Source organism: Aquamicrobium terrae (assembly GCF_040545735.1).
GTDB classification, from domain to species: Bacteria; Pseudomonadota; Alphaproteobacteria; order Rhizobiales; family Rhizobiaceae; genus Mesorhizobium; species Mesorhizobium terrae_A.
In genome coordinates, this window is record NZ_JBEPML010000001.1 from 177,905 (window position 1) to 203,315 (window position 25,411).

At 64.9% G+C, this 25,411-nt stretch carries 25 protein-coding genes; 18 read left to right on the top strand and 7 right to left on the bottom strand.

Features of this window, described 5'->3' with window-relative positions; translation table 11 throughout:
• From ABID37_RS00805 to ABID37_RS00825, 5 genes are all read left to right on the top strand, one after another.
• Nucleotides 1-501 (top strand): dihydrofolate reductase, encoded by a 501-nt coding sequence (locus ABID37_RS00805; RefSeq protein ID WP_354192052.1) that lies wholly within the window; start codon nucleotides 1-3, stop codon nucleotides 499-501.
• 162 nt (nucleotides 502-663) lie between these two features.
• Nucleotides 664-1,779: an FtsH protease activity modulator HflK gene (gene hflK, locus ABID37_RS00810; protein ID WP_354192053.1), complete on the top strand. Its 1,116-nt coding sequence runs from the start codon at nucleotides 664-666 to the stop codon at nucleotides 1,777-1,779.
• Entirely contained in the window at nucleotides 1,779-2,717 is a 939-nt protein-coding gene (hflC, locus tag ABID37_RS00815; protein WP_354192054.1) for a protease modulator HflC, read from the top strand. Before hflK ends, hflC begins: the two co-directional genes overlap by 1 nt.
• Nucleotides 2,718-2,720: 3 nt before the next feature.
• Nucleotides 2,721-2,906, top strand: coding sequence for a DUF2065 domain-containing protein (locus ABID37_RS00820; protein ID WP_354192055.1), 186 nt, complete (start codon nucleotides 2,721-2,723; stop codon nucleotides 2,904-2,906).
• 140 nt (nucleotides 2,907-3,046) lie between these two features.
• The gene (locus tag ABID37_RS00825) at nucleotides 3,047-4,654 is read left to right on the top strand and encodes a DegQ family serine endoprotease (protein WP_435521515.1); all 1,608 of its coding nucleotides are present in this window, start codon (nucleotides 3,047-3,049) and stop codon (nucleotides 4,652-4,654) included.
• 16 nt (nucleotides 4,655-4,670) lie between these two features.
• Here ABID37_RS00825 and ABID37_RS00830 read toward each other — a convergent pair whose 3' ends face one another.
• Together ABID37_RS00830 and serB are read right to left on the bottom strand one after the other, a co-directional pair.
• On the bottom strand, nucleotides 4,671-5,240 hold the full coding sequence (locus ABID37_RS00830; RefSeq protein WP_354192056.1) for a GNAT family N-acetyltransferase: 570 nt from the start codon (nucleotides 5,238-5,240) through the stop codon (nucleotides 4,671-4,673).
• The gene (gene serB, locus ABID37_RS00835) at nucleotides 5,237-6,124 is read right to left on the bottom strand and encodes a phosphoserine phosphatase SerB (protein WP_354192057.1); all 888 of its coding nucleotides are present in this window, start codon (nucleotides 6,122-6,124) and stop codon (nucleotides 5,237-5,239) included. Before serB ends, ABID37_RS00830 begins: the two co-directional genes overlap by 4 nt.
• Here serB and miaA point away from each other — a divergent pair.
• Together miaA and ABID37_RS00845 are read left to right on the top strand one after the other, a co-directional pair.
• The gene (gene miaA, locus ABID37_RS00840) at nucleotides 6,114-7,076 is read left to right on the top strand and encodes a tRNA (adenosine(37)-N6)-dimethylallyltransferase MiaA (protein WP_354192443.1); all 963 of its coding nucleotides are present in this window, start codon (nucleotides 6,114-6,116) and stop codon (nucleotides 7,074-7,076) included. The genes serB and miaA overlap by 11 nt on opposite strands.
• A 121-nt stretch (nucleotides 7,077-7,197) precedes the next feature.
• Complete coding sequence (locus ABID37_RS00845) at nucleotides 7,198-7,986, top strand: GGDEF domain-containing protein (RefSeq protein WP_354192445.1); 789 nt, start codon at nucleotides 7,198-7,200, stop codon at nucleotides 7,984-7,986.
• Nucleotides 7,987-8,169: 183 nt separating this feature from the next.
• On the opposite strand, the gene ABID37_RS00850 is transcribed toward ABID37_RS00845, so the two are convergent.
• On the bottom strand, nucleotides 8,170-10,020 hold the full coding sequence (locus ABID37_RS00850; RefSeq protein WP_354192058.1) for an ATP-binding protein: 1,851 nt from the start codon (nucleotides 10,018-10,020) through the stop codon (nucleotides 8,170-8,172).
• 346 nt (nucleotides 10,021-10,366) lie between these two features.
• Here ABID37_RS00850 and ABID37_RS00855 point away from each other — a divergent pair, with 346 nt between their 5' ends.
• From ABID37_RS00855 to ABID37_RS00870, 4 genes are all read left to right on the top strand, one after another.
• Entirely contained in the window at nucleotides 10,367-12,148 is a 1,782-nt protein-coding gene (locus ABID37_RS00855) for an acetolactate synthase 3 large subunit (protein WP_354192059.1), read from the top strand.
• 71 nt (nucleotides 12,149-12,219) lie between these two features.
• Nucleotides 12,220-12,792, top strand: coding sequence for an acetolactate synthase small subunit (ilvN, locus tag ABID37_RS00860; RefSeq protein WP_354192060.1), 573 nt, complete (start codon nucleotides 12,220-12,222; stop codon nucleotides 12,790-12,792).
• Between the two features lie 170 nt (nucleotides 12,793-12,962).
• A complete protein-coding gene (locus ABID37_RS00865; RefSeq protein ID WP_354192061.1) occupies nucleotides 12,963-13,559 on the top strand; it encodes a LysE family translocator in 597 nt (198 codons plus the stop codon).
• 63 nt (nucleotides 13,560-13,622) lie between these two features.
• Complete coding sequence (locus ABID37_RS00870; protein WP_354192062.1) at nucleotides 13,623-14,750, top strand: ATP-dependent DNA helicase; 1,128 nt, start codon at nucleotides 13,623-13,625, stop codon at nucleotides 14,748-14,750.
• A gap of 6 nt (nucleotides 14,751-14,756) precedes the next feature.
• Here ABID37_RS00870 and ABID37_RS00875 read toward each other — a convergent pair whose 3' ends face one another.
• On the bottom strand, nucleotides 14,757-15,155 hold the full coding sequence (locus tag ABID37_RS00875; protein WP_354192063.1) for a SpoIIAA family protein: 399 nt from the start codon (nucleotides 15,153-15,155) through the stop codon (nucleotides 14,757-14,759).
• Nucleotides 15,156-15,264: 109 nt separating this feature from the next.
• Between ABID37_RS00875 and ABID37_RS00880 the strand changes: the two genes are divergently transcribed.
• Together ABID37_RS00880 and ABID37_RS00885 are read left to right on the top strand one after the other, a co-directional pair.
• Nucleotides 15,265-16,008 carry a pyridoxine 5'-phosphate synthase gene (locus ABID37_RS00880; RefSeq protein ID WP_354192064.1) on the top strand — a complete coding sequence of 248 codons (744 nt, stop codon included), beginning with the start codon at nucleotides 15,265-15,267 and terminating at the stop codon, nucleotides 16,006-16,008.
• A 95-nt stretch (nucleotides 16,009-16,103) separates the two neighbouring features.
• Nucleotides 16,104-18,023 (top strand): potassium transporter Kup, encoded by a 1,920-nt coding sequence (locus ABID37_RS00885; protein WP_354192065.1) that lies wholly within the window; start codon nucleotides 16,104-16,106, stop codon nucleotides 18,021-18,023.
• A gap of 16 nt (nucleotides 18,024-18,039) precedes the next feature.
• Here the strand turns inward: ABID37_RS00885 and ABID37_RS00890 are convergent, their stop codons facing one another.
• Entirely contained in the window at nucleotides 18,040-18,885 is an 846-nt protein-coding gene (locus ABID37_RS00890; RefSeq protein ID WP_354192066.1) for a hypothetical protein, read from the bottom strand.
• Between the two features lie 15 nt (nucleotides 18,886-18,900).
• Nucleotides 18,901-19,659, bottom strand: a complete 759-nt coding sequence (locus ABID37_RS00895; RefSeq protein ID WP_354192067.1) for a hypothetical protein — start codon at nucleotides 19,657-19,659, stop codon at nucleotides 18,901-18,903.
• A 213-nt stretch (nucleotides 19,660-19,872) separates the two neighbouring features.
• Here ABID37_RS00895 and ABID37_RS00900 point away from each other — a divergent pair, with 213 nt between their 5' ends.
• The 4 genes from ABID37_RS00900 to ilvC all read left to right on the top strand — a co-directional run bounded on the left by ABID37_RS00900 (nucleotide 19,873) and on the right by ilvC (nucleotide 23,595).
• A complete protein-coding gene (locus tag ABID37_RS00900; protein ID WP_354192068.1) occupies nucleotides 19,873-20,211 on the top strand; it encodes a hypothetical protein in 339 nt (112 codons plus the stop codon).
• Nucleotides 20,212-20,423: 212 nt separating this feature from the next.
• Entirely contained in the window at nucleotides 20,424-21,680 is a 1,257-nt protein-coding gene (locus ABID37_RS00905) for an FAD-dependent oxidoreductase (protein ID WP_354192069.1), read from the top strand.
• 203 nt (nucleotides 21,681-21,883) lie between these two features.
• On the top strand, nucleotides 21,884-22,525 hold the full coding sequence (locus ABID37_RS00910) for a TetR/AcrR family transcriptional regulator (protein ID WP_354192070.1): 642 nt from the start codon (nucleotides 21,884-21,886) through the stop codon (nucleotides 22,523-22,525).
• Between the two features lie 50 nt (nucleotides 22,526-22,575).
• On the top strand, nucleotides 22,576-23,595 hold the full coding sequence (gene ilvC / locus ABID37_RS00915; RefSeq protein WP_354192071.1) for a ketol-acid reductoisomerase: 1,020 nt from the start codon (nucleotides 22,576-22,578) through the stop codon (nucleotides 23,593-23,595).
• 74 nt (nucleotides 23,596-23,669) lie between these two features.
• On the opposite strand, the gene ABID37_RS00920 is transcribed toward ilvC, so the two are convergent.
• Nucleotides 23,670-24,131 (bottom strand): BA14K family protein, encoded by a 462-nt coding sequence (locus ABID37_RS00920; RefSeq protein WP_354192073.1) that lies wholly within the window; start codon nucleotides 24,129-24,131, stop codon nucleotides 23,670-23,672.
• Nucleotides 24,132-24,292: 161 nt separating this feature from the next.
• On the opposite strand from ABID37_RS00920, the gene ABID37_RS00925 reads away from it, so the two are divergent.
• Nucleotides 24,293-25,405, top strand: a complete 1,113-nt coding sequence (locus tag ABID37_RS00925; protein ID WP_354192074.1) for an endonuclease/exonuclease/phosphatase family protein — start codon at nucleotides 24,293-24,295, stop codon at nucleotides 25,403-25,405.
• Nucleotides 25,406-25,411 lie beyond the last annotated feature (6 nt).

Sequence of the window (25,411 nt, forward strand, 5' to 3'; positions counted from 1 at the left end):
ATGAAAACTGCGATCTATGTGGCGATCGCCGAGAACGGCGTCATCGGGCGCGATGGCGGCCTGCCGTGGCGGCTTTCGACCGACCTGAAGCGCTTCAAGGCGGATACCATGGGCAAGCCGGTGATCATGGGGCGCAAGACCTATGAAAGCATCGGCCGGCTGCTTCCGGGCCGGCTCAACATCATCGTGACGCGGGACACCGGCTACAGGGTCGAGGGCGCCGAAATCGCGCATTCTCTCGATGAGGCGATCCACGTCGCCGAGCGCCATGTTGGGCAGGACGGGGAAGCCTGCATCATCGGCGGCGCGGATATCTATGCACAGGCCCTGCCGCTGGCCGACCGGCTGCACATTACCCATGTGCTGGGCGAGGTGGACGGCGATGCCCGCTTCCCCGCCATCGACCCCGAACTATGGCAGCCGGTATTGCAGCAGGAGGTGCCTGCCGGCGAAAAGGACAGCCACGCCACCCGTTATGTCGTTTATGAAAGGCGGGGTTGAGAGGCGCAACTTCGCCCGATGACATAAAGTTGCGTAATGCCGCAGGGGCAAAGGGCTTTTTAGGCGTTCTACGCGTTGAAAGCCGGCTTTGGCCTCCCTATAGAAGGTCAAGGCTTGTGCGCCATGGATGGCGTGTGAGGGACTGCGGACGAAAGGACATTTATGCCCTGGAACGACAAGAGTGGCGGCGGCCCGTGGGGTGGCGGCGGAGGCAACGGCGGCGGCCCGTGGGGCCAGGGACCGAGAGGGCCGAGCGGCCCGCAAGGCACGCCACCCGATCTGGAGGATATCATCCGGCTGGGGCAGGACAAGCTGCGCCGCGCCCTGCCGGGCGGAAACGGCGGCAACCGCGCCATGTTCGCGGTCTTTGCGCTGCTTTTGCTGGGCATGTGGGTGTTCAAGGCCGTCTACACCGTGCAGCCGGATGAAGTGGCCGTCGAACTGCGCTTCGGCAAGCCCAAGGAGGAACTCTCCGAGCCTGGCCTGCACTTCCACTGGTGGCCGATCGAAACGGTCGAGACCGCGAAGATTTCCGAACAGCTCGTCAACATCGGCGGCTCGGCACGCGCCAACGACACGTCCGGCCTGATGCTCTCGGGCGACCAGAACATCGTCAACGTTCAGTTCTCCGTCGCCTATCAGGTTTCCGATCCGCGCGCCTATCTGTTCGCAGTCTCCGATCCCGACGGCATGCTGACCCAGGTTGCCGAAAGCGCCATGCGCGAGGCCGTCGGCCGCCGTCCGGCGCAGGATATCTTCCGCGACGACCGTCAGGGCATCGCCGAATCCGTGCGACAGATCCTGCAAACCACGCTCGACGGCTATGATGCCGGCCTCAACGTCAATGCCATCTCAATCGAGGATGCCGCGCCGCCGCGCGAAGTGGCCGACGCGTTCGACGAGGTGCAGCGCGCCGAGCAGGACGAGGACAGGTTCGTCGAGCAGGCCAACCAGTATTCGAACCAGAAGCTCGGCCAGGCCCGCGGTCAGGCCGCACAGCTTCGCGAAGAAGCTGCCGCCTACAAGAACCGCGTCGTGCAGGAGGCGCAGGGTGAGGCGCAGCGCTTCATATCGGTCCACGAGGAATACGCCAAGGCGCCGGACGTGACGCGCAAGCGTCTCTATCTCGAGACCATGGAGAAGGTCCTGAAGGATTCCAACAAGGTGGTCGTGGAGCAGGGCGGCGGCCCGGGCGTCGTGCCGTATCTGCCGCTGCCTGAATTGCAAAAAAGGTCGCCAGCGACCGGGGCGACCACGACGACCGGAGGAACGCAATAATGGCGAACCGTCTTCCAGCCATTGCCGTTGCCGGCATCGTCATCCTGTTCCTGATCTACTCGTCGATCTTCGTGGTCAACGCGCGCCAGCAGGCGATCGTGCTGCGCTTCGGCGAGATCGTCGAGGTCAAGAGCGAACCGGGCATCTACTTCAAGATGCCGTTTTCCTTCTTCTCCGCCGACAATGTGCAGATGATCGAGAACCGCGTGCTGCGTTTCGACCTCGACAACATCCGCGTGCAGGTTTCGGGCGGCAAGTTCTATGAGGTCGATGCCTTCATCGCCTACCGCATTTCGGACCCGCGCGTCTTCCGTTCGGCGGTTTCGGGCAGCATCGAACTGGCCGAGCAGCGGCTTCGGACCCGTCTCGATGCGGCACTGCGTCGTGTCTACGGTCTGCGCGGCTTCGAGGCGGCGCTTTCGGAAGAGCGTGCCGACATGATGCGCGAGGTGCGCGACCAGCTTCGTCCCGATGCGACGTCGCTGGGTCTGGAAATCGTGGACGTGCGCATCCGCCGTACCGATCTGACGCAGGAAGTGTCGCAGCAGACCTTTGAGCGCATGAAGGCCGAACGCCTGGCCGAAGCCGAAAGGCTGAGGGCCCGCGGTAACGAGGCGGCCCAGCGCATTCGCGCCCGTGCCGATCGTGAGGTGGTGGAAATCGTCGCCGAGGCGCAGAGGGAATCCGAGATCCTGCGCGGTGAGGGCGATGCCGAACGAAGCGCCATTTACGCCAACGCCTACCTGCGTGATCCCCAGTTCTTCGACTTCTACCGGTCGATGAGCGCCTATGGGATCGCCCTCAACGGCGATGGCACCACAATGGTCCTTTCGCCGGAATCGGAGTTCTTCCGCTTCTTCCGCGATCCGGCGCGGGGCGACGCGGCTGTGGCCGCTCCGTCTGCTCAGGCGCCTGCGCCGGCCGCCAACGGCCAGTAATCCGTGCAGGATTTCCTGGCGGCCCTGGGCCTGGTCCTCGTCATCGAGGGCCTGGTCTATGGGGGCTTTCCCCGGCTGGCACGGCGGTTGGCGGTGGAGGTTCAATCCATGCCAGAGGGTGCCCTGCGCATGGCGGGCCTGCTGGCCATAGCCTTCGGCGTCGGCATCGTATGGCTGGTGCGCGGCTGAATTCGAGAGGGGCGGAGCGGTATCGTTCCGCCCCTTTCCATTACGCAGGATTTACCTGACGATGGCACTTTGCGTCGCAAACGTGCCGTATTTCATGCCATCATGACACACGCAACTTCGAGATGCCCGGAGCCCGTTCCATGACACCCCAGTTTCTCCTGCGCGCAACGCGGACCACCTTGTTAGCGGCCAGCGCGCTGGCCGTGGCCGCAACGGGCACCCTATCGCCGGCGATGACGCAGAGCCTGCCGGCTCCCGCCACTCCGGCCCCCGGTACCCCGGCCCCCGTTACTCCGGCCCCCGTTACTCCGGCCCCCGTTACTCCGGCTCCGGGCAATCCGGCTCCCGTCGGCCCGGAGGCAGGCCCTGCCTCGGTGGCGGACCTTGCCGAAGGGCTGCTCGGCGCGGTCGTCAACATTTCCACCTCGCAGACGGTGAAGGGCACCGAAGGCCCCGGCGCGGTGCCGATGCCGCAGCTTCCCGAAGGCTCGCCCTTCCAGGACTTCTTCGACGAGTTCTTCAAGGATCGCGGCGGGCAGCGCGGTGGCGGTTCGCAGAAGGTGCAGTCGCTGGGCTCCGGCTTCGTCATCGATGCCAAGGAAGGTTTTGTCGTCACCAACAACCACGTCATCGCCGATGCCGATGACATCGAGGTCAATTTCTCCGACGGGCTGACGCTGAAGGCCGAACTGGTCGGCACCGACACCAAGACCGATATCGCGATCCTGAAGGTCGATCCGGCCGGCCACAAGCTGACCGAGGTGAAGTTCGGCGATTCCGACAAGATGCGTATCGGCGACTGGGTGATGGCCATCGGCAATCCGTTCGGGCTCGGCGGCACGGTCACGGTCGGCATCATCTCGGCCCGCAACCGCGACATCAATGCCGGCCCCTATGACGACTTCATCCAGACGGACGCCGCCATCAACCGCGGCAATTCGGGCGGCCCGCTGTTCAACATGCATGGCGAGGTCATCGGCATCAACACGGCCATCATCTCGCCGACCGGCGGTTCGATCGGCATCGGCTTCTCCATCCCCACGCAACTGGCGAAAGGGGTCGTCGACCAGTTGCGCGAGTTCGGCGAGACGCGGCGCGGCTGGCTCGGCGTGCGCATCCAGCCGGTGACCGAGGACATTGCCGAAAGCCTCGGCATGAAGGACGCCAAGGGCGCGCTCATCGCCGGCATCATCAAGGGCGGGCCGGTGGATAACGGCTCGATCCAGGCGGGAGACGTCGTCACCAAGTTCGACGGCAAGGAGATCGACGAGATGCGGGACCTGCCGCGCATCGTCGCCGAAAGCCCGGTCGGCAAGGCAGTGGACGTGGTCGTGGTGCGCAAGGGCAAGGAGATGACCGTCAAGGTCACGCTCGGCCGTCTCGAGGATGGCGAGCAGATGGCCGAGGGCCAGGATGACGAAAGCGCCGAGCAGGGCGAGGAGGTGGTGACCGCCTCCGTGCTCGGCATGACCATCGGCGAACTCAACGACGCCACCCGTGAGAAGTTCGGCGTCGCCGCCGGCGTCAACGGCGTGGTCGTCACCGAGGTCGAGCCGGATTCGGCGGCGGCCGAGCGGGGTGTTCAGGCGGGCGAAGTCATCACCGAGATCGCGCAGGAATCGGTGTCGAGCCCCAAGGACGTGATGGACCGCATCGCGGCGCTGAAGGAACAGGGCCGCAAGAATGCGCTGCTGATGCTGGCTTCCAAGAGCGGCGAACTGCGCTTCGTGACGATCCGCATGGATTGAGAAATGAAAAAGGCGGTCAGGAGGCCGCCTTTTTCTTCGCCCACTCTTCGCGCGTGAGCCGGTAGAAGCTGTGGCGCTTCAGGTGGGGGTGGCTGTCCGGAACGCCGGGGTGGTCGAAGTCGCGAGCCGGATCGGCGACCATGCCGATGCGCTCCATGACCGCCGTCGAGCGCCGGTTGGCGGTCACCGCGAAGGACACGATTTCGTCGAGCCCAAGCATCTCGAAGCCGTAGTCGAGCCAGGCCCGTGCGGCTTCCGAGACATAGCCCTTGCCCCAGAACTCGGGCGCGAGGCGCCAGCCGATCTCGACGGTGCCTTCGGGCATGAAGGGGGTGTCCTCGGTGCGGCTCAGGCCGACGAAACCGATGCATTCGCCGGTCGCGGCGATTTCCGCTGCCGTCCAGCCGAAGCCTTGCCGGGCGATCGTCTCCCGAAACTCATCCATCTTGGCGTCGGCAGCCGCCCGGTCGCGCCGAAACGGAAAAAACTCCATCACCTGTTCGTCGCAGTTGATGCGGTGGAACAGGTCGCGGTCGCGCTCCTCCCAGTTGCGCAGGATAAGGCGTTCGGTGCGGAGCGGCGTCACAGGCTGAACTCCTCCTGCCGGTAGCCTTGCAGATAGAGCAGGGCGGTAAGGTCGCCGTGGTCGATGCGAACCCTCGCCTCGGCCGCGACCGAAGGCTTGGCGTGCAGGGCGACTCCGGTGCCGGAAAGGCGGATCATGTCGAGGTCATTGGCGCCGTCGCCGACGGCGATGGCATCGGCGGGCGTCAGCTTCAGGCGGGCGGAAATGTCATGCAGCGCCTCGGCCTTGGCGGCGCGGCCGAGGATCGGCTCGGCCACCTCGCCGGTCAGGCGCCCGTCGTGCTCGATGAGGCGGTTGGCGCGGTTTTCGTCGAAGCCAAGCATGGTGGCGATACGCGAGGTGAACACGTCGAAACCGCCCGATACCAGCGCCGTCCAGGCGCCTTTGGCGCGCATGGTGGCGACCAGGGCGGGGCCGCCGGAGGCAAGGGTGAGGCGGTTTTCGACGATCCGGTCCACGACGCCGATATCGAGATCGCGCAGCAACGCCACGCGCTCGCGCAGGGCCGGTTCGAAGGCGATCTCGCCGTTCATGGAGCGCGCGGTGATTTCGGCGACATGCTCCTTCAAGCCGACCTCGTCGGCCAGTTCGTCGATGCATTCCTGGTCGATCATGGTGGAATCCATGTCGGCGATCAGGATTTTCTTGCGCCGGTGGCCGGCTTCCTGCACGGCAATGTCCACCGGTGCGCCGCCGATGGTTTCGCGCAGCAGGGCGGTCGCGGCCTGCGGCTCCAGCGCACCGGAAAGCGCGATGTCGCACGCCACCTCCTCGGCCAGCCAGTCCACGGCACTTGCGCCGACGGCCTTCGACGCCTTATGCGCTAGGTCTGCCGACAAGGAGCGGCTGGCTGGATTGGAAATGAGCGTGGCGATGAGCGGCATCGGGGCTTCCGGTGAAGGAGGAAAGGAAGGGCGCGTCAGGGACGCGATCCTGATAGCCGGGCCGACTGCCAGCGGCAAGTCGAAGCTCGCCCTCGAACTGGCCGAAAGGTTGGGCGGTGCCATCGTCAACACCGATTCCATACAGGTCTATGGCGTGCTCGATGTGCTGACGGCGCGGCCGGAGGCTGACGATTTGCGCCGGGCGCCGCATCATCTCTATGGCCATGTGCCGCCTTCGGTCGCCTATTCGACCGGGGCCTGGCTGCGCGATGTCACGCGGCTGGTGGATGAGGGCATGCCTGGAGGGCTGCGGCCGATCTTCGTGGGCGGCACCGGCCTCTATTTCCGGGCGCTGACCGAAGGCATGTCCGAAATGCCGGACATTCCGGCACATATCCGCGACCGCTGGCGCAGCGCCTTGCTGGAGGAGGGCGCCGAAGCCCTGCATCGAAGGCTGGCGCAGCAGGATGCGGCGGCGGCCGCGCGGCTGAAGCCGGCCGATGGCCAGCGCATCGTGCGCGCGCTGGAGGTTTGGGACGCTTCCGGCCGCTCGATCCTCGATTGGCAGGGCCAGCGAGGACAACCGCTGGTAGAACGGGCGAGCGCGCAATGCCTGGTGATCGAACCGGACCGGGACGAGCTTGGCGCGCGCATCGGCCTGCGTTTCGATGCCATGCTGGAACGTGGCGCCTTGGACGAGGTGCGTGAGCTTGCCCGGCTGGATCTCGATCCGGCCTTGCCTGCGATGAAGGCGATCGGCGTGCGGGAATTGCAGACCGCGCTGGCTGGCGAGATGTCCTTTGCGGAAGCGATCGAGCGGGCCAAGACCGCCACCCGCCAATATGCCAAGCGTCAGTCGACATGGTTCCGCAACCAGCTCGGGCCGGAATGGAAGCGGGTCGGGCCTGGATATGGCGGGCTCGGAGATGCAGCCGGCCCGGCAATTTCATAATCATCGGTATGCAATTGTTTGGATGAAAATCCGCCGATATTCGCGTTCTGGTTGCCGAAATCAGCTTTTTATTAAGCGGGACCATGAGACAAGCAGGTGGGCATGTTTCAAGCGGGCAATGATGCGCTTCCACAAGGCGGAATCGGCATTCTTCGTCTTCATAACGGTGATCTTCGGCGCCGGTATGCTGATGCTGTTCGCCCATGGCGTCATGGAGAACATCATGGAGGTGACGCGCCCCGAGCGTGTCGCCAAGGTATCCTATCTGAAGGATTTGCTTTTCTTCACCAGCGTGCTTCTGACCACGGCGCTGTTTTTCGGCATGTTCTTCATCTATCCGCTGATCCGCCGGCAGGTGCGGGAGGAAAACAAGCTGCGCCAGATGACGGCCTCGCTCAGTGCCCGCTCCGAGACGCTGGAGGTGGCGGCGCTGACGGACGGGCTGACCGGCACGCAGAACCGCCGCTATTTCGACGACGCGCTGCGGGAATACATTCTGGAGTTCCGGCGGATCGACAAGCCGGTGGGCCTGATGATCCTCGATCTCGACCACTTCAAGCAGGTGAACGACAATCACGGCCACGATGTCGGGGACGACGTGCTGCGGTCGGTCGGCCGGTGCCTTCTGGACCTGACCCGTTATCACGATGTGGTGGCCCGCCTCGGAGGCGAGGAATTCGCCATCGTCGCGCCGAACATGAACCTCGAAGGGCTGGAGAAGCTCGCCGAACGCATTCGTGAGGCCATTGCCGCCCTGTCGATACCGATCGCCCGTGGCAGGCTCAAGGTGACGACCAGCGTCGGGCTGGCCATATGGGACGGCAAGGAAACGGCGGAAGAGCTCTATCGCCGGGCCGACCGGCAACTCTACGAAGCCAAGCGACAGGGCCGCAACCGGGTCTGCGCGTAGACTTGGGGGCAGGGTGGTGAGGGACCCTTTGCTTTCCCGACGCGTCATCCCGGCCGAGCGGAGCGAGACCCGGGATCCATGCCGGAACTTTGAAACATCACGGAATGGATCCCGGACAGCCGTCGCCTTGCTCCGGCTTCGGGGATGACGGAAGCATAAGGCTGTAAGATATCAGCCGGTCTCTCAGCCGTTATGCGGCCGCATGCCGAAGGTGGTCGGCTTCAGGCCGTAGCGCTGCTCCGCCTCTTCCGTGACGGGGCGGCGCAACAATGAGGACGGCCTGCGATAGTCGGGATCGCCCGGCTGGCTGGCCGCATCGGCCGGATCGGCGAACACCAGCGAGGTTTCGGGTGAGAGCGTTTGCTGGGCGGAGCCGTTGCGCAGCCGGTTGACGATGGCCGCCAGGTCGACCTCGCGGCCGGAAGCGTCGGCGGTCGGATTGTTGCCCTTGTTCTGGCCGGGCAGCAGGCTTTTGTCCAGCTTCTCGAACTTCAGCCGCATGGTGGTGGCTACGCCTTCGCCGAAGGCGATGGCCTCGCGCTGGCCCATGGACGAGAGGAAGGACAGGGTGGAAGCCGACGAGTCGGAAATGGCGGAGCGGATGATCGCCTTGTCCTGCTCGTTGGCAAGCCGCATGGCGAAGACCGTCGAGCACTGCGACAGGATCGTGGGGTCGAGTTCGCCGGGGCGCTGGGTGACGATGCCGAGGAAGCAGCCATATTTGCGGCCTTCCTTGGCGATGCGGGCCAGCGCCTCGCGCGTCGGGGCAAAGCCGAGCCGCGAATCCGCAGGCATGTAGCGATGCGCTTCCTCGCACATGACCAGGAGCTTCAGCCGCCCCTCGCTCCACAATGCGAGGTCGAAGGCGAGACGGGCCAGCACCGAGCACACGGCATTGACGACCTCCGAGGGCAGGCCGGCCATCTCGAAACAGGTGACCGGGCGCCCGTCATGCGGCACGCGGAAGATGTTGCCGATAGTCTGGTGGATCGTGTCCTCGATGAGGTGTGAGTTGAACATGAAGCGATAGCGCGGATCGGCCGCCGCCTGCTCGATGCGCACCCTCAGCGACCTCAGCACGGGGCGCTCGGCCTTGCCGTCCAGCAGGCCGATGCGCTCGTCGATCTGCTTGAGCAGGTCCGCGATGCGGTAGGGCACAGGCGTGTCGGCGGTCAGCGTGTCGGCGCCGCGCCGCGTATAGCTGCCGGCGCTGCCGCTGCGGTACATCTGCTTGGCGAGCGGGATGAGGTCGCGCAGCAGGTCGATTTCCTCGGGAATGGTTTCACGGCCGCGGAACAGGACCTCGGCGAATTCCTCCAGCCGGAACATCCAGAACGGCAGGTCGAGCGTCGAACTGTCGATGCGCACGGCGTGCTGAGGCAGGGAGGCGGCGAACTCGTTGTGCGGGTCGAGGATCAGGATGCGCAGGTCGGGACAGGCGGCGATGGCCTTGCGCATCAGCAGCGACACGGCCGTGGACTTGCCGACGCCGGTGGTGCCGACAACCGCGAAGTGCCGCGACAGCGTGTCCTCGATGGCGATGTTGGCGGCAATCTGCTCGTCCTGCGACAGATGGCCGATGGTGATGCCGCGCCGTCCGGCGAGATCGTAGACGGCCTCCAGGTCGCGCGCGCGGATGCGATGGGCGTGGGCGCCGACATGGGGATAGCGGGTAATGCCGCGGTCGAACACCGGCTTGCCGCCCGGCGCGGCGCTGTCCTGCACCTCGCCGACCAGTTCCACCTCCACCTCGATCGGGTTGAGTTCGCCCGGCCGCCACGCGTGATCGGGCTTGCCGACGCCGTAGACCAGCCCGACCGTGCGGGTCGAGCCGAGATTGATGGAGATCATCCGCCCCACGGTCCAGCGCTCCGCCGCATCGCCTGCCTCGTCGTCGGCGGCAAAAGCGCTGAGCACGGCGCGCGATCCATCGCACCGGACCACATGCCCCAAAATGCGATGCCCGGCCTGCTGTGTGTCGCGTCGTTCCTGCGACGTGGTTTCTCCGGGCGGATTTCCGCGCTCGACAAACATGCTAGAGACCCCCGTGCCCTGCCTGGCTTGTCATAGCAGGCTCCGGTTAAAGGGGGGTGAGGGGGCATGGTTGCGGCAGTCTTAACAATCCACTTTGCCGCAAAGGTATTTTCCGTCGCGATTGGGCGTTGACACGGCGCGAAAATCGCTTCTATTGTCGCGCCCCATGGAAAAGGCACTCATTCTCGTAGTAGGACGGCGCGTGGGCAAGGTGGTGTAACCACCGGGCGAAATCCTCCCATGCGCTACACACAGGCTCCCTCGGGGGCCTTTTTTATTATCCGAAATGGCACTAAACGACGGCAGATTGCCCCTGCGGAAGCAGAAACAGGACGGGACCAGATCGATGACCAACGGACAGAACGAGCGGCGCGAAATGACCGGCGCCGAGATGGTGGTGCAGGCGCTGAAGGACAACGGCGTCGAGCACATCTTCGGCTATCCGGGCGGCGCGGTGCTTCCGATCTATGACGAGCTTTTCCAGCAGGACGACATCGAGCACATTCTGGTGCGCCACGAGCAGGGTGCAGGACATGCCGCCGAAGGCTATGCCCGCTCCACCGGCAAGGCCGGTGTCATGCTGGTCACCTCCGGCCCCGGCGCCACCAATGCGGTGACGCCGTTGCAGGACGCGCTGATGGATTCCATCCCGCTCGTCTGCATCACCGGGCAGGTGCCGACCAGCCTGATCGGCTCCGACGCCTTCCAGGAGTGCGATACCGTCGGCATCACCCGGCCCTGCACCAAGCACAACTGGCTGGTGAAGGACGTCAACGAGCTGGCCGCCATCATCCATGAAGCCTTCCATGTCGCCACCACCGGCCGGCCGGGTCCGGTCGTCGTCGACATCCCGAAGGACGTCCAGTTCGCCAGGGGAACCTATGTTTCCCCGCAGACGGCGCCGCGCACCAGCTACACGCCGCGGCTGCAGGGCGATCTCAACCAGATCAAGGCGGCCGTCGAGCTGATGGCCAAGGCCAGGAAGCCGATCCTCTACACCGGCGGCGGGGTGGTGAATTCCGGGCCGGAAGCCAGCCATCTGCTGCGCGAACTGGTCGACCTCACCGGATTCCCGATCACCTCGACGCTGATGGGGCTGGGCTGCTATCCGGCTTCCGGCAAGAACTGGCTCGGCATGCTGGGCATGCACGGCACCTACGAAGCCAATATGGCCATGCACGATTGCGACGTCATGGTGTGCATCGGCGCGCGCTTCGACGACCGCATCACCGGGCGGCTCGATGCCTTCTCGCCCAACTCCAAGAGAATACACATCGACGTCGATCCGTCCTCGATCAACAAGAACGTGCATGTCGACATCGGCATTCTCGGCGACGTCGCCACGGTGCTGGAGGACATGGTGCGCCTGTGGAGGGCGACCGGGAAGACCGACAAGAAGGCGCTGCATCCGTGGTGGGAGCAGATCGCCAAATGGCGCGCGCGCGACTCCCTGGCCTACAAGCCCAACGCTGACGTCATCATGCCGCAATATGCGATCTCGCGGCTCTACGAGCTGACCAAAGATCGTGACACCTACATCACCACCGAGGTCGGCCAGCACCAGATGTGGGCGGCGCAGCATTTCCACTTCGACAAGCCCAACCACTGGATGACGAGCGGCGGCCTCGGCACCATGGGCTACGGCCTGCCGGCCGCGCTCGGCGTGCAGATCGCGCATCGTGACGCGCTGGTCATCGACATTGCCGGCGACGCCTCGATCCAGATGTGCATTCAGGAGATGTCGTGCGCGGTACAGTATGAAGCGCCGATCAAGATCTTCATCCTGAACAACCAGTACATGGGCATGGTGCGCCAGTGGCAGCAGCTTCTGCACGGCAACCGGTTGTCGCACTCCTACACCGAGGCGATGCCGGACTTCGTCAAGCTGGCCGAGGCCTATGGCGCCCATGGCATACGCTGCGACAAGCCGGACGAGCTTGACGACGCGATCCGCGAGATGATCTCGGTGAACAAGCCGGTGATCTTCGATTGTCGTGTCGCAACGCTCGCCAATTGCTTCCCGATGATCCCCTCCGGCAAGGCGCATAACGAGATGCTGCTCCCCGACGAGGCCACGGACGAGGCCGTCGCCAACGCCATCGACGCCAAGGGCAGGGAACTGGTGTAAAGGCGGGCGCGTGGGTGAAAACTGCGCGAAAACAGTGAATTGTTGCAGATTTTGAAGATCGGGATTCAACCATGAACGCACAGCTTCAGCCCACCGGCTCCGCCTATTTCATCGCCAGGGAGACGGAGAAGCCGGAAACGCACACGCTTTCGGTGCTGGTGGCGAACGAGCCGGGCGTGCTGGCGCGGGTGATCGGCCTGTTTTCCGGGCGCGGCTACAATATCGAGAGCCTGACCGTCTCGGAGACGGAGCACGAAACGCACCTGTCGCGCATCACCATCGTGACGCGCGGCACGCCGCATGTGCTCCAGCAGATCAAGCACCAGCTTGAGCGCATCGTGCCGGTGCACCGGGTGGTGGACCTGACCGTGCGCGCACTGGAGCTGGGGCAGGAGCGGCCGCTGGAGCGGGAACTGGCGCTGATCAAGGTGGCCGGCACGGGCACCGACCGGGTGGAGGCGCTGCGTCTGGCCGATGCCTTCCGCGCCCATGTGGTCGATGCCAATACCGAGCACTTCATCTTCCAGATCACCGGCAAGAGCACGAAGATCGACCAGTTCATCGCCATCATGCGCCCGCTTGGGCTGGTCGAGATCTGCCGCACCGGCGTGGCGGCCATGAATCGCGGCCAGCAGGGAATGTAGTCCCGTCGCCGCCGGCGTGAGGCATACTTCACGTGGACGCGGTGTTCGGCCCGGCCGATGTGCGCCGGCGGGAAACGTTCGAACTGGCCCAAACGCCGGCCTGTGGCTGGAGCGCATCTCCAGCCGCTTTTTCTGATATGGGTCAGTATAACTGACGTAATGAGCCGCCCATGACCTCGGACGTCCTTCTTGCCCTGGTAGCCTACGCCTTCGTGACCTCGATCACGCCCGGCCCGAACAATTTCATGCTGTTGTCGTCCGGCGTGAACTTCGGCTTCGTGCGCAGCATCCCGCATATGCTGGGCATCGGCATCGGCTTCGTCGTGCTGCTGCTGGCCGTCGGTTTTGGACTGGGAGCGGTGCTGACAACGTTTCCGGTCCTGCACACGGTGCTCAAGATCGTCGGCGGCGCCTACTTGCTTTACCTGGCATGGAAGATCGCCATGTCGCGCTCGGTCGAGAGCGGAGGAGACGGCACCGCGCAGCCGATGACATTCCTGCAAGCTGCCGCCTTCCAGTGGGTCAATCCCAAGGCGTGGGTGATGGCCGTCACCGCCATGGCGGTGTTTTCGAGCCCGGCGAACCCGTTCCTGTCGGTCGTCCTGATCGCGGCGGTATTCGGCGTCATCAATCTCCCCTGCGTTTCGAGCTGGGCCGGATTCGGCATGGCGCTGCGCGGTTTCCTGTCCGATCCTGTGCGGCTGAAGTGGTTCAACATCGCCATGGGTGTGCTGCTCGCCGCCACGCTGTGGCCGATGGTGCGGTAGGGGCAGGGACAGTTCAGGCGTATCGAGCTTGCCCGGCAGGGCCGAATCGGGTCTGACCGTCTCATGCAATTCTCACCGCAGCAGGACGAGGCCCTTCAGGCCGTCGCCAAGTGGCTGAAGGCCGGCCGGCCGCAACTGTTTCGCCTGTTCGGCTATGCCGGCACCGGCAAGACGACGCTGGCGCGCTATTTCGCCGAGCATGTCGACGGGCAGGTTCAGTTCGCCGCCTTCACCGGCAAGGCCGCGCAGGTGCTGCGCTCCAAGGGCGCGACCAACGCCCGCACCATCCATTCGCTGATCTACCGTCCGCGCGGCGAGGAGGCGGTCGAGGACGAGACGACCGGCAAGACCTCCATGTCTCCGACCTTCTCGCTCAATCGCCAGAGCCCCATCGCCAGGGCGGCGCTTGTGGTGATCGATGAATGCTCGATGGTGGATGAGCAACTCGGCCGCGACCTGATGAGCTTCGGCACGCCGATCCTTGTGCTCGGCGATCCGGGCCAGTTGCCGCCCATTTCCGGTGGCGGGTTCTTCACCGAGCAGGAGCCGGATTTCCTGCTCACCGAAATCCACCGGCAGGCGCGCGACAATCCCATCATCCGCATGGCGCTCGATGTGCGCGAGGGGCGGGATCTGGTGCGCGGCGACTATGGCACCGCGCGGGTGATCGGCAAGGAGGAGGTGACGCAGGATCTGGTTCTCGACGCCGATCAGGTGCTGGTCGGCACCAACCGTACGCGCCGCCGCTACAACCGCCGGCTGCGCGAGCTGAAGGGCTTCACAGCGGACTATCCGCAGGCCGGCGACAAGCTGGTGTGCCTGCGCAACGACCCGGCCAAGGGCCTGCTCAACGGTTCCTTGTGGAAGGTGATGACCGCCTCGCGCGAGACGGTGAAGCCGGGCATCAATTTGCTCGTCTCGCCCGAGGAAGACGACCCGGATCGCGGCGTGGCCAAGATCAAGCTGCTCAAGGCGGCTTTCGAGGATACGGAAGCCGAGATTCCGTGGCAGCAGAAGCGGCGTTTCGACGATTTCGACTATGGCTATGCGCTCACCGTCCACAAGGCGCAGGGCTCGCAGTGGAACGATGTGGTGCTGTTCGACGAAAGCTGGGCCTTCAAGGATACGCGCGAGCGCTGGCTCTATACGGCCATCACGCGCGCTGCCGAAAGGCTGACCATCGTCAGGTGAGTGGTTTCAGGCGGTGTCGCGCGGTTGCGCGCCGAGCCAATGCCAGGCCTCCGCTTCCTCGCCGGCAGGAAAGTGCCTTATCTCCGCGCCCTCGGGCAATTCCGAACCCAGCAGACCGGTCCAGTCCGGCCCACCGACGCTGGCGCAGCGTTTCACATGCCGCAGCGCCGTTTCCCGACCCTGTTCGAATGTCTGGGGTGAAATTTCCGCCCATTGGGCGCCCTCGAAGTCGGTCAGCCGGACCAGCACGTCGATATGCGGATGCAGCGCATAGGCGGCCTCGAGCAGGCCATAGAGGTTCTCGGCGTCGGCCGGGGTGACCTCGCCCACGATGTCGACGGCGAACAGGTCGTCCCTGTTCGTCTCGAGGCGGCGGATGGCCGGGACTTCTTCGAGGAAATTCATGTGCGCTCCTTCCGGAAAATCCATTTCCAGACTGGAACACACAAATCTCCTGTCTGTTCCCGACAAAGCGGCTATAGATGCCATCCCAAACGCATCGGGAGGTGAGGAAATGCCGGTCAAGCTGTCGGTCAATCTCAATGCCGTGGCCATGCTGCGCAACCGTCGCGACCTGCCCTGGCCGAGCGTGACCGGGTTGGGCCGCCTCGCGCTGGCGGCCGGCGCGCACGGGCTGACCGTGCATCCGCGCCCCGACCAGCGGCATACCCGCAATTCCGACCTGCCGGAGCTGCGCGCGCTGATCGATGACGAATTTCCGCAGGCCGAGTTCAACATCGAGGGCTATCCGACCGAAGATTTCCTGCAGCTTGTCGAGAAGAGCCAGCCCGAGCAGGTGACCTTGGTGCCCGACGATCCGGCACAGGCTACCTCCGACCATGGGTGGAACTTCATAGAGCAGTCCGCGTTCCTCATTCCGATCGTGAAACGATTGAAGCAAGGGGGAGCAAGGGTATCCCTGTTTTCGAATCCAGAAACGGAAGGCCTGTCGGCCGCGCGCGATACCGGCGCCGACAGGGTCGAGTTCTACACGGGCCCTTATGCGAGTTGCTACGCCCATCCCGAACGCATGGCACGCGAACTGGAAAAGCTTGGTCAGGCAGCGGATGCGGCGCTGGAACTGGGGCTGGAGGTGAATGCCGGCCACGACCTGGTGGTGGCCAATCTGCCGGCGCTGGTGCAGCGGATTCCGCGGCTGGCGGAGGTTTCCATCGGTCACGGATTGACGGCCGATGCGCTGGAATTCGGCATGGCAACAACGGTCAAACGCTTCCTGAAAGCCTGCGGCTGGCCGTGACGCGCCGCGTGCAGTCGCGGTGCAAAGGGGAGAGAAGCACTTGATATTGCGCCGCGGCAAGAGTAGAGCACCGCGCGCTTAACGGAGTTCTTTCCATGGCCGTTGCCGATAGCGGTAGCGAGGTCGAGTCCGCCATCCAGGCCGGTCACCCCGAACACAAGCCCCACAGCACGCCCTACATGATGCTCGCCGCGCTGGGCGTGGTCTATGGCGATATCGGCACCAGTCCGATCTATGCTTTCCGTGTGGCGCTGGGCGCGGCTTCGGCCGCGGAAACCGCATCGCGCAACGACATCCTCGGCGTGCTTTCGCTTATCATCTGGGTGCTCACCATCGTCGTGGCGGTGAAGTACATGATGTTCGTGCTGCGCGCCGACAACAAGGGCGAGGGCGGCACGCTGTCGCTGATGGCGCTGGGCCGCTCCGCCTTCCCGACGCGCCCCGCGGTCATCCTCGGCATCGGCATGGTGGGTTCCGCGCTGTTCTATGGCGACGCGGTCATCACGCCCGCCATCTCCGTGCTTTCGGCGACGGAGGGGCTCACCATCATCGGCGATGGTTTCGGTCCCTATATCGTGCCGCTCACCGTCGTCATCCTGTTGATCCTGTTTTCGGTGCAGCGCTTCGGCAGCGGCGGCGTGGCCATCATCTTCGGACCGATCACGCTGATCTGGTTCCTCGCCATCGGTTTTGCCGGGCTTCGCCACATCATCCATGATCCCGAGATCCTGCTCGCGATCAATCCGCTCTACATGCTGCGCTTCCTCGGCCATGAGCCGGTGGTGTCGCTGGCGATCATCGGCGGCGTGTTCCTGGCCGTCACCGGCGCGGAGTCGGTCTATGCGGACCTTGGCCATTTCGGCCGCAAGCCGATCGTGCTTGCCTGGTTCTGGGTGGTGTTCCCTTGCCTGCTGCTGAACTATCTGGGGCAGGGAGCTTTCGTGCTGGCCCATGAAGGCCATGTCGGCCACCCATTCTTCCAGATGAACGACGGATGGCTGCTTTACGTGATGGTGGCCTTGGCGACGGCGGCGACCGTCATCGCCAGCCAGGCCGTCATTACCGGCGCATTCTCGCTGACGCGCCAGGCGGTGCAGCTCAACATGCTGCCGCGCATGGAAATCCGCCACACCTCGGAGCGCCAGTCGGGCCAGATCTACATGCCGCGGGTGAATTTCCTGATGGCCGTCGTGGTTCTTCTTCTGGTTCTGGGCTTCCGTGAATCGGAAGGCCTTGCGTCCGCCTACGGCATCGCGGTCACCGGCGTCATGCTGGTCACCACCACGCTGTTCTCCATCGTCATGATCCGCATCTGGAAATGGCCGCTTTGGGCCTCGCTCAGCCTGACGGCGCTGTTCGGCCTGATCGAATTCGGGTTCCTCGTCACCAATGCTATGAAGGTGAGGGACGGCGGCTGGGCTTCGCTGGTGGTGGCGTTCATGGTCGTCGTCGTCATGGTGACATGGGTGCGGGGATCGCGCCTTTTGTTCGAGAAGACACGCAAGAACGAGGTGCCGCTGGAATTCCTGGCCGGCAATCTGGCCAAGAAGCAGCCGCAACTGGTGCCCGGCACCGCCATCTTCCTGACCAGCGATCCGCTCAGCGCGCCCACCGCCCTCATGCACAGCCTCAAGCACTACAAGGTGCTGCACGAGCAGAACATCATCCTGTCGGTGGTGACCGCGCCGCAGCCGAAGGTGCCCGACAGCGAACGGGTGAAGCTGGAAGCGATCAACGACCTGTTCATGCGCATCACACTGACCTTCGGCTACATGGAGCAGCCGAACATTCCGCGCGCGCTGGCTTCCTGCCGCAAGCAGGGCTGGAAGTTCGACATTATGACCACGTCGTTCTTCCTGTCGCGGCGTTCGCTCAAGGCCGCTGCCGGTTCCGGCATGCCGATGTGGCAGGACAGGCTGTTCATCGGGCTGGCGCGCTCGGCGGCGGACGCGACGGAATATTTCCAGATTCCCACCGGCCGCGTGGTGGAAATCGGCACGCAGGTGGCGATCTAGGCCCGGGTAGCGGCCGTCAGTCGGTTACCGTCATCTTGAAGAAATCGCCCTGGATCTCGAATTCCTCGACACCGGTGGCCGTCGCCGTGAAGACGATGGCGCGGGCCGGGGTGAGACCCTGGCAGAACTTGCTGAAGCGGCGGGCCAGCCCGCCATCGGAGAAGGTGCCTGTACGCAGAACGGGCAGGTCCGATTCCACCAGCTCCCAGTCGCGGGGCAGTTTTCCGCAATCGCTGCGCTCGGCATAGATCGGCCGCGATTCGCCGAGCTTCATCGCCACCACCGGCCTGAACGGGATGATCGGCGCATCGTCGGCCGGACCGGCCCATGGCCGCCAGCCGGACGCGGTGACGAGCGAACCGGCCGTGGCGCCGATTGCCAGGAGGACAATGCCACCCAATGCGGCCTGCAGCGCCGAGAAGCGCTTGCGGCCGAACCGTTCGGAGCCGAGAAGCGCAGGCTGACGGAACGGGGCCGGCATGGGATGAACGATGGCCGGCAGCAATACGCCACGCGGGGCAGGGTAAGGCGCGACCGGCGCCGGCAGGCCTGACCGGACCTTGTGGTCGATGTCGCCGGCTTCCCTGTAGAGCCTGTTCCAGAGGTCCTGGGTTGCGGGATCGTCGGCCACGTTGAGCAGCTTCGCCAGCACTCGCAGATTGCCGGGGCGTGGCAGATGGCGGCCGGAACGCCAGTTGTTGAGGTTGCGCATCGCCGTTTCGAACTGGCGCTGCCCCTTGCTGGCGGTCAGCGCGCAATAGGCGCTGGCAAGCGTGGCATCGTCATAATAGCCGGCGCGGTTGCACAACTCGTCGAACAGCAGGTGCCAATACGGAAATGCGGTGCCGTCGAGTTCCCCCATTCTTCCCCTCGCTCCTCATCTGCTCAGGCTGGCCGGATCGGTGACGAAGATCTTGACGAAATCGTCGAGCAGGCGAACCTCCTCGACGCCGGCCGTCTTGGCAGTGAAACGAACGGCCCGCACCGGCACCACGCCATTGCAGAAATTGCTCATCTTGCGGGCAAGGCCGCCGTCTGAAAAAGCGCCGAGGCTGCTGACCGGCACGCGCGGCATGGTGTAGGTCCAGTCCGGAACATTGCCGCCGTCGCAATCGCCACGGTCGCCATGGATGAGGCGGCTTTCGCCGACCAGCATCCGGACCCGCGCGTCGTAGCCGATGACCGGCAAGTCCCGGTAGGGATCGACCGACAGCCAGCGGAAGCCGGTGACGGCCACCACGGCCGTGGCTACCACCGCCCCGGTCCACAGCAGCCGGCGGCGGGTCGCGGGTGCCCTGTCCGGTTTTGCGTCGGCCGCGTTCTCCTGCTGGTCCGGCAGGGTGCGGCCACGGGCGGCGGCATAGAGAAGGTTCCATTGCCGCAGGAGCCCGGGATCGTCAGCCACCCGCAGCAGTTCGGCAAGGATCATGAAATTGCGGCGCAGCGGCAGATGCCGTCCGAGCCGCCAGTTGCGCAGGTTCTTCTCCGCCGCGTTGAAATCCTCCTGCGCGGCCTTGCCGGCGCGGCGGCAAAGCTGGCTCGCCAGCCTGGCGTTGTCGACATAACCACGGCTGTTGCACAACTCGTCGAGCAACATATGCCACTGGTTGTAAGTGCTCCATTCCTGGCGCTGCATGCCTTGTGCACCCCGCGCTGCCCATAAGGCGATTTAAGAAGCGATTCATGGAGATAGCAACCGAGATTGCTCTCGTTTTTCCGTATTTTCCGGCGATTGGCGGACTTTTCGTTTTGCTCGCGCAGATTGATTTGGCACGCCTGAAGGGCCACCGCCGATGTTTGCCTGGCTCCGGTGGACCAACTTCCAGGCGTAAAAGAGGGGCTTACCGAGATGCGAAACGCGATTGTTGTTGGAGCCATGCTGATCCTGTCGGGGTGCGTGACGCCGACCAATGCCGACAAGACCGTCGAGATGCGGGTGGGGGAAACCAGGCACCTGACCGCCTATCGCGGCAATTCCTGCGGCGCCGGAGCGCCCAGCTATGCGGAAATCGTGGGCCGCCTGCCGAAGTCCTCGATCGTCAGATATTCCGATGGGGGGCTTTCGAGCCGCGTCAGCCGGGATTGCGGCAAGCGCGTGCCGACGCGGGCGGTGAACGGCACCGCCATCGCGCCCGGGTCCGAAGGCCATCGCTATCAGTCCGGGACCGTCGCGATCGTCGTGAAATAGGCTTAGGCGCGCGGCGAAGGTGAAAAGGGGGAAGTGCGGGGGACGACCGGGCGGCGCGGCAATGCGCCGCCCGGTTTCGTTTCCGGTGCGGTTGTGGCGACGCAGGGCTTCGTTGTATCCCGCTTGCAACACGCATCCGAAGGACATGATCCGGCAACCGGCGGTGCGGAAGTGGCATCGCCGGGCAGGGCAGGTTTAACGTGCGGGCAGGATTGTCTATCGCCATTGCGGGGGCGGGGCCGGCGGGCCTTGCGGCCGCGCTCTACCTGCACCGGGCCGGACACAAGGTCACCCTGTTCGAGCGGTTCGAGAAGCCGGTCCCGGTCGGTTCCGGGCTGATCCTGCAGCCGACCGGGCTCACGATCCTGCACGACCTCGGATTGTTCGGAGAAATCGCCGCGCTGGGCAGCCGGATCGACCGACTGCATGGCACGGACGCGCGCTCGGGCCGCACCGTGCTCGACGTGCGCTACCGGGCCTTGCCCGGCGGTCGCTTCGGGGTGGCGGTGCACCGCGCCGCGCTTTTCGGCGTGCTTTATCGCGCCGTGCTGCGCGAAGGCATCCCGATCGAGACGGGCATCGAGATCGAAACGCTCGATGTCGGCGAGGTTGCGGCGCTGGAGGACGACGGCGGGCGCCGGATCGGGTCGTTCGACCTGGTTGTGGATGCCAGCGGCACGCGCTCTAAATTGCGGCGTCATGCGGATGTGCCGGTCGAGCCGAAGCCGCTGGCCTATGGCGCCTTCTGGGCGTCGCTGGACTGGTGTGACGAGGGCTTCGACGCGCGTGCCCTGCTGCAACGCTACGACAGGGCGCGGGTGATGATCGGCGTGCTGCCGATCGGTCGGGCTGAGCCGGGCGGTGACAGGATGGCCGCCTTTTTCTGGAGCCTCAAGCCGGACGATGCCGAGCGTGTGCGCGCTGCCGGCCTCGAGGCGTGGAAGGCGCGGGTGATCGACCATTGGCCGGAATGCACGGCCTATGTCAACCAGATCGCCAGTTTCGACCAGCTTTCGCTGGCGCGCTACGGCCACCACACCCTGCCCATTCCGGCGGGGCGGCGGCTGGCCGTGATCGGCGACGCCGCCCATTCGACCAGCCCGCAACTGGGGCAGGGGGCCAACATGGCGCTGCTCGATGCGGCGGCACTTGCCCATGCCCTAAGGGAGAAAGCCTCCATCGAGGATGCGCTGGCCACCTATGCGCGGGCGCGGCGCTGGCACATACGCAGCTTCCAGATGCTGTCGCGGCTGTTCACACCGTTCTACCAGTCGGATTCGCGGCTGCTGCCGTTCATGCGCGACAGCGTGGTGGCGACGGCTGCGAGGATACCGCCGGCGCCGCGCATCCTCGCCGCGCTGGTGGCCGGCACGATTGTCGATCCGTTGCGCGGGATCGGGCTTGCCGAAGCGGACTGGAACCGGGTTGCGGAGGCACCGGCCGGACCTGTGACCGCCGTGGCGGACTGAACCGGTTGCAGGCTTATGAGCGGCTGTGGCGTTTCAAGCCCGGAAAGATCGATCCGCACGCCATCACCCTCTTGCCTTCCCGCCGGCGATGGGGCATAGCAGGAACCGTAACGTACGGTACTGGTCTGCATGCTGGCTGTGCGGGTCGGGAGAAGGGCATCGGCGGGATCCCCTGGGCACCGGCACCGAATGTGGAAAGAGGCGTGAAGCAAGTCGACGGGCAGGAAGAAGGGCAGAAGCTGACGGAGCGCCAGAAGGACGTTCTGGACACGGCTCTGCGCCTGCTGGTCGAGGACGGCGACAATCTCACCATGGCCGCCGTGGCGCGCCGGGCGAGATGCTCCAAGGAAAGCCTCTACAAATGGTTCGGCGACCGCGACGGGCTGCTGACGGCCACGGTGCGCTGGCAGGCTTCGAAGGTGCGGGTGGTGCCGGTGGACCAGGGCCGCCTGGATCTCATCTCGCTCACGGAAAGCCTGGAGGGCTATGCCCGCGACTGGCTCAAGGTGATCTCCAGCGACACCTCCATCGCGCTCAACCGGGTGGCGATCAGCCATGCCGGATCGGGGCGCGACAGCCTGGGCGAGATCGTGTTGCAGAACGGCCGCTTCGCGCTGGCGGCGCGGCTGAAGCCAATTCTCGATGCCGGCAAGCGGGCCGGCCTTCTTGTGTTCGAGGATGCCGAGACGGCGTTCAGGACGTTTTTCGGGCTGGTCGCGCGCGATGTGCAGATCCGGCTCCTGCTCGGCGACTGGCCGGGCATGACGGAAGCCGCGATCGGGGAAGACGCGGCGCGCGCCACCAAACAGTTTCTTGCCCTGCACGGGGCCGGGAAGGGTCAATAGGCCAAGCAACCCATCAACAGGCGAATCCATAAACGGGAAGGATTTCTACAATGCGTGTCTATTACGATCGCGACGCCGATCTGAACCTCATCAAGGGCAAGAAGGTTGCCATCGTCGGCTACGGCTCGCAGGGCCGCGCCCATGCGCTCAACCTCAAGGATTCCGGCGTCAAGGAAATCGCCATCGGCCTGAAGGCCGGCTCGGCGACCGCCAAGAAGGTCGAGGCCGACGGGCTCAAGGTGATGACGGTTGCCGATGTGGCCAAGTGGGCAGACCTGATCATGATGGCCGCGCCGGACGAGTTGCAGGCCGACATCTACAACGGCGAGATCGCCGCCAACATCCGCGATGGCGCTGCGATCGCCTTCGCCCACGGCCTCAACGTGCATTTCGGCCTCATCGAGCCGAAGTCGACGGTCGACGTGCTGATGGTCGCCCCGAAGGGCCCCGGCCACACCGTGCGCGGTGAATACCAGAAGGGCGGCGGCGTGCCGTGCCTGGTCGCGGTGCATCAGGATGCCTCCGGCAACGCGCTCGACCTTGGCCTGTCCTACGCCTGCGGCGTCGGCGGCGGCCGTTCGGGCATCATCGAGACCACGTTCAAGGAAGAGTGCGAAACCGACCTGTTCGGCGAGCAGGCGGTTCTGTGCGGCGGTCTGGTCGAACTGATCCGCGCCGGTTTCGAGACGCTGGTGGAAGGCGGCTACGCCCCCGAGATGGCCTATTTCGAGTGCCTGCACGAAGTGAAGCTGATCGTCGACCTGATCTACGAGGGCGGCATCGCCAACATGAACTACTCGATCTCCAACACCGCGGAGTGGGGCGAGTATGTGTCGGGCCCGCGCGTCATCACCGCCGAGACCAAGGCTGAGATGAAGCGCATCCTCAACGACATCCAGACCGGCCGCTTCACCTCGGAGTGGATGCAGGAGTACCGTTCGGGCGCTGCGCGCTTCAAGGGCATCCGTCGCATGAACGACGCCCACCAGATCGAGGAGGTCGGCGCCAAGCTGCGCGGCATGATGCCGTGGATCTCCAAGAACAAGCTGGTCGACAAGGCCAAGAACTAAGTCGTTCTGCTCCATAAAAAGCGAAGGCCGGCGATAACCATCGCCGGCCTTTTTCATGGGCGGACAGGGAAGGCTCAGCCGTAGGGCGACCTGCACTGGCGGCGCGGCCCGTAATAGGGCTGGAAGGTGTTGTCCCAGGCCCGGTAGGAGCGGTAGCGGTTGTAGCACCAGCGCACATGGGCATTGCCGGCCGGGCGATAGTAGCGGCGCGGCTCGACGTAACGGTAAGCCGGTACGCCAAGGCCGAGGCCCAGGTAGAAGCCCGAGCCACGATAATGAGGCCGGTGATAGTAGGGTCGGTAGTGATGCCGGCGCCAGCGTCGGTTTTCACGATAATGATGACGGCTCCAGTGACGCGGTGGTGCTCTGCGCCAGCGGTGGTCCCGCACCTGGATCAGGTCGTTGGCCACGCTGGCGGCAGGCACGGCAGGCGCGTTGACAGGCGCCGGGCCGGCAACGGCCGGAACCGACAGCATGCCGGCCAGGCACAGGGCGGCAAGGCCGGCCTTCAGAGGAGAGGAAAGAAGCGTTTTCATGTGCCACTCCAAATGATCGAGCAGCCCCCGCGCCGGATCGATCGGGTGATGGGCCGCAGGATGACGTTTGGTCAATGAACGCAGGATGAACGGCGACGGTTCCGCACCGGGCCTATTTCAGCCCTTGTGTTCCCCGCCGCTTGCGGGCAATTGTCGCTGCCATGTCGCTGCGCCTTGCCACCTTCAATGTCGAGAACCTGATGAACAGGTTCGATTTCTCCGGTTTCCGCAATCAGCTCAATCAGGATCGGACGCTGGCCTTGTTCGACATCAGGAGCGAGGCGGAATATCGCGCGCTGGAGCAGGCCCGCGCCATCGCCCATTCCGACGATACGCGCCAGCTTACGGCCCTGGCGATCGCGGCCGCGCGGGCCGACATCATATGCATGCAGGAAGTCGACAATGTCGAGGCGCTGAAGGCGTTCGAATACGGCTATCTGTTCAAGATGGTGGGGCAGGGCTACCGGCAGAAATACACCACGGCGGGCAACGATTCGCGCGGCATCGATGTGGCGCTGATGATGCGTGACGAGACCGCGCACGGCCAGCCGATCGAGTTCGTGCGCATGACCAGCCACGCGCATCTGACCTTCGGCGAACTCGGCCTCCACACGCCCGAACTGGCGGCCCTTGGTCAGGAGCCCCATGAGCGCATCTTCCGGCGCGATTGCCTGGAGATCGACCTCAAGATCGGCGGCAAGCCGTTCACACTCTATCTCGTTCATTTCAAATCGATGGGCAGCCCGCGCAACGGGCTCGACGGCCGACAGGCCACCATGCCGATCCGCTTTGCCGAGGCCCGCGCGGTGCGCCACATCATCGAGCAGCGCTTCGGCCGGGAGCACGCGCCGAACAGGCGCTGGGCGATCTGCGGCGACATGAACGACTACCGCCAAAGGATCGTGATCGACGGCGAGGGGCCGTCCGACTACCGCTTCGAAGTGCGCGACGAGCCCGTGTCCTGCCTCGACGTTCTGCTGCAGGACGGGTTCTGCGAGAATGTCGTCGAGCGGCGGCCGGAGATGGACCGCTGGACGCTCTACCACACCCGCGGCCCGCTGGAGCGGCACCTGTGCCAGCTCGACTACATTCTGGTGTCGCGGTCCTTGGCCGAGGACAATGCCGGCGCGATACCCGACATCATCCGCAACGGCCAGCCATGGCGCACGCCCTTTCCACCCGGGCAGGAGGTCGACCGCTTTCCGCGCGCCGGCTGGGACCGGCCCAAGGCCTCCGACCATTGCCCGGTCGCGGTGACGCTGGACATCGTGTGAGGCTTT

Bases quoted from the DNA above. Each gene is read 5' to 3' on its own strand.
- ABID37_RS00900 (WP_354192068.1), top strand. From the start codon at position 19,873: ATGCGAAACGCGATTGTTGTTGGAGCCATGCTGATCCTGTCGGGGTGC.
- ABID37_RS00855 (WP_354192059.1), top strand. From the start codon at position 10,367: ATGACCAACGGACAGAACGAGCGGCGCGAAATGACCGGCGCCGAGATG.
- ABID37_RS00825 (WP_435521515.1), top strand. From the start codon at position 3,047: ATGACACCCCAGTTTCTCCTGCGCGCAACGCGGACCACCTTGTTAGCG.
- ABID37_RS00920 (WP_354192073.1), bottom strand. From the start codon at position 24,131: ATGAAAACGCTTCTTTCCTCTCCTCTGAAGGCCGGCCTTGCCGCCCTG.
- ABID37_RS00890 (WP_354192066.1), bottom strand. From the start codon at position 18,885: ATGGGGGAACTCGACGGCACCGCATTTCCGTATTGGCACCTGCTGTTC.
- hflK (WP_354192053.1), top strand. From the start codon at position 664: ATGCCCTGGAACGACAAGAGTGGCGGCGGCCCGTGGGGTGGCGGCGGA.
- ABID37_RS00885 (WP_354192065.1), top strand. From the start codon at position 16,104: ATGGCCGTTGCCGATAGCGGTAGCGAGGTCGAGTCCGCCATCCAGGCC.
- ABID37_RS00805 (WP_354192052.1), top strand. From the start codon at position 1: ATGAAAACTGCGATCTATGTGGCGATCGCCGAGAACGGCGTCATCGGG.
- ilvC (WP_354192071.1), top strand. From the start codon at position 22,576: ATGCGTGTCTATTACGATCGCGACGCCGATCTGAACCTCATCAAGGGC.
- ABID37_RS00875 (WP_354192063.1), bottom strand. From the start codon at position 15,155: ATGAATTTCCTCGAAGAAGTCCCGGCCATCCGCCGCCTCGAGACGAAC.
- ABID37_RS00895 (WP_354192067.1), bottom strand. From the start codon at position 19,659: ATGCAGCGCCAGGAATGGAGCACTTACAACCAGTGGCATATGTTGCTC.
- ABID37_RS00845 (WP_354192445.1), top strand. From the start codon at position 7,198: ATGCGCTTCCACAAGGCGGAATCGGCATTCTTCGTCTTCATAACGGTG.
- ABID37_RS00865 (WP_354192061.1), top strand. From the start codon at position 12,963: ATGACCTCGGACGTCCTTCTTGCCCTGGTAGCCTACGCCTTCGTGACC.
- ilvN (WP_354192060.1), top strand. From the start codon at position 12,220: ATGAACGCACAGCTTCAGCCCACCGGCTCCGCCTATTTCATCGCCAGG.
- ABID37_RS00850 (WP_354192058.1), bottom strand. From the start codon at position 10,020: ATGTTTGTCGAGCGCGGAAATCCGCCCGGAGAAACCACGTCGCAGGAA.
- ABID37_RS00870 (WP_354192062.1), top strand. From the start codon at position 13,623: ATGCAATTCTCACCGCAGCAGGACGAGGCCCTTCAGGCCGTCGCCAAG.
- serB (WP_354192057.1), bottom strand. From the start codon at position 6,124: ATGCCGCTCATCGCCACGCTCATTTCCAATCCAGCCAGCCGCTCCTTG.
- miaA (WP_354192443.1), top strand. From the start codon at position 6,114: ATGAGCGGCATCGGGGCTTCCGGTGAAGGAGGAAAGGAAGGGCGCGTC.
- ABID37_RS00925 (WP_354192074.1), top strand. From the start codon at position 24,293: ATGTCGCTGCGCCTTGCCACCTTCAATGTCGAGAACCTGATGAACAGG.
- ABID37_RS00880 (WP_354192064.1), top strand. From the start codon at position 15,265: ATGCCGGTCAAGCTGTCGGTCAATCTCAATGCCGTGGCCATGCTGCGC.
- hflC (WP_354192054.1), top strand. From the start codon at position 1,779: ATGGCGAACCGTCTTCCAGCCATTGCCGTTGCCGGCATCGTCATCCTG.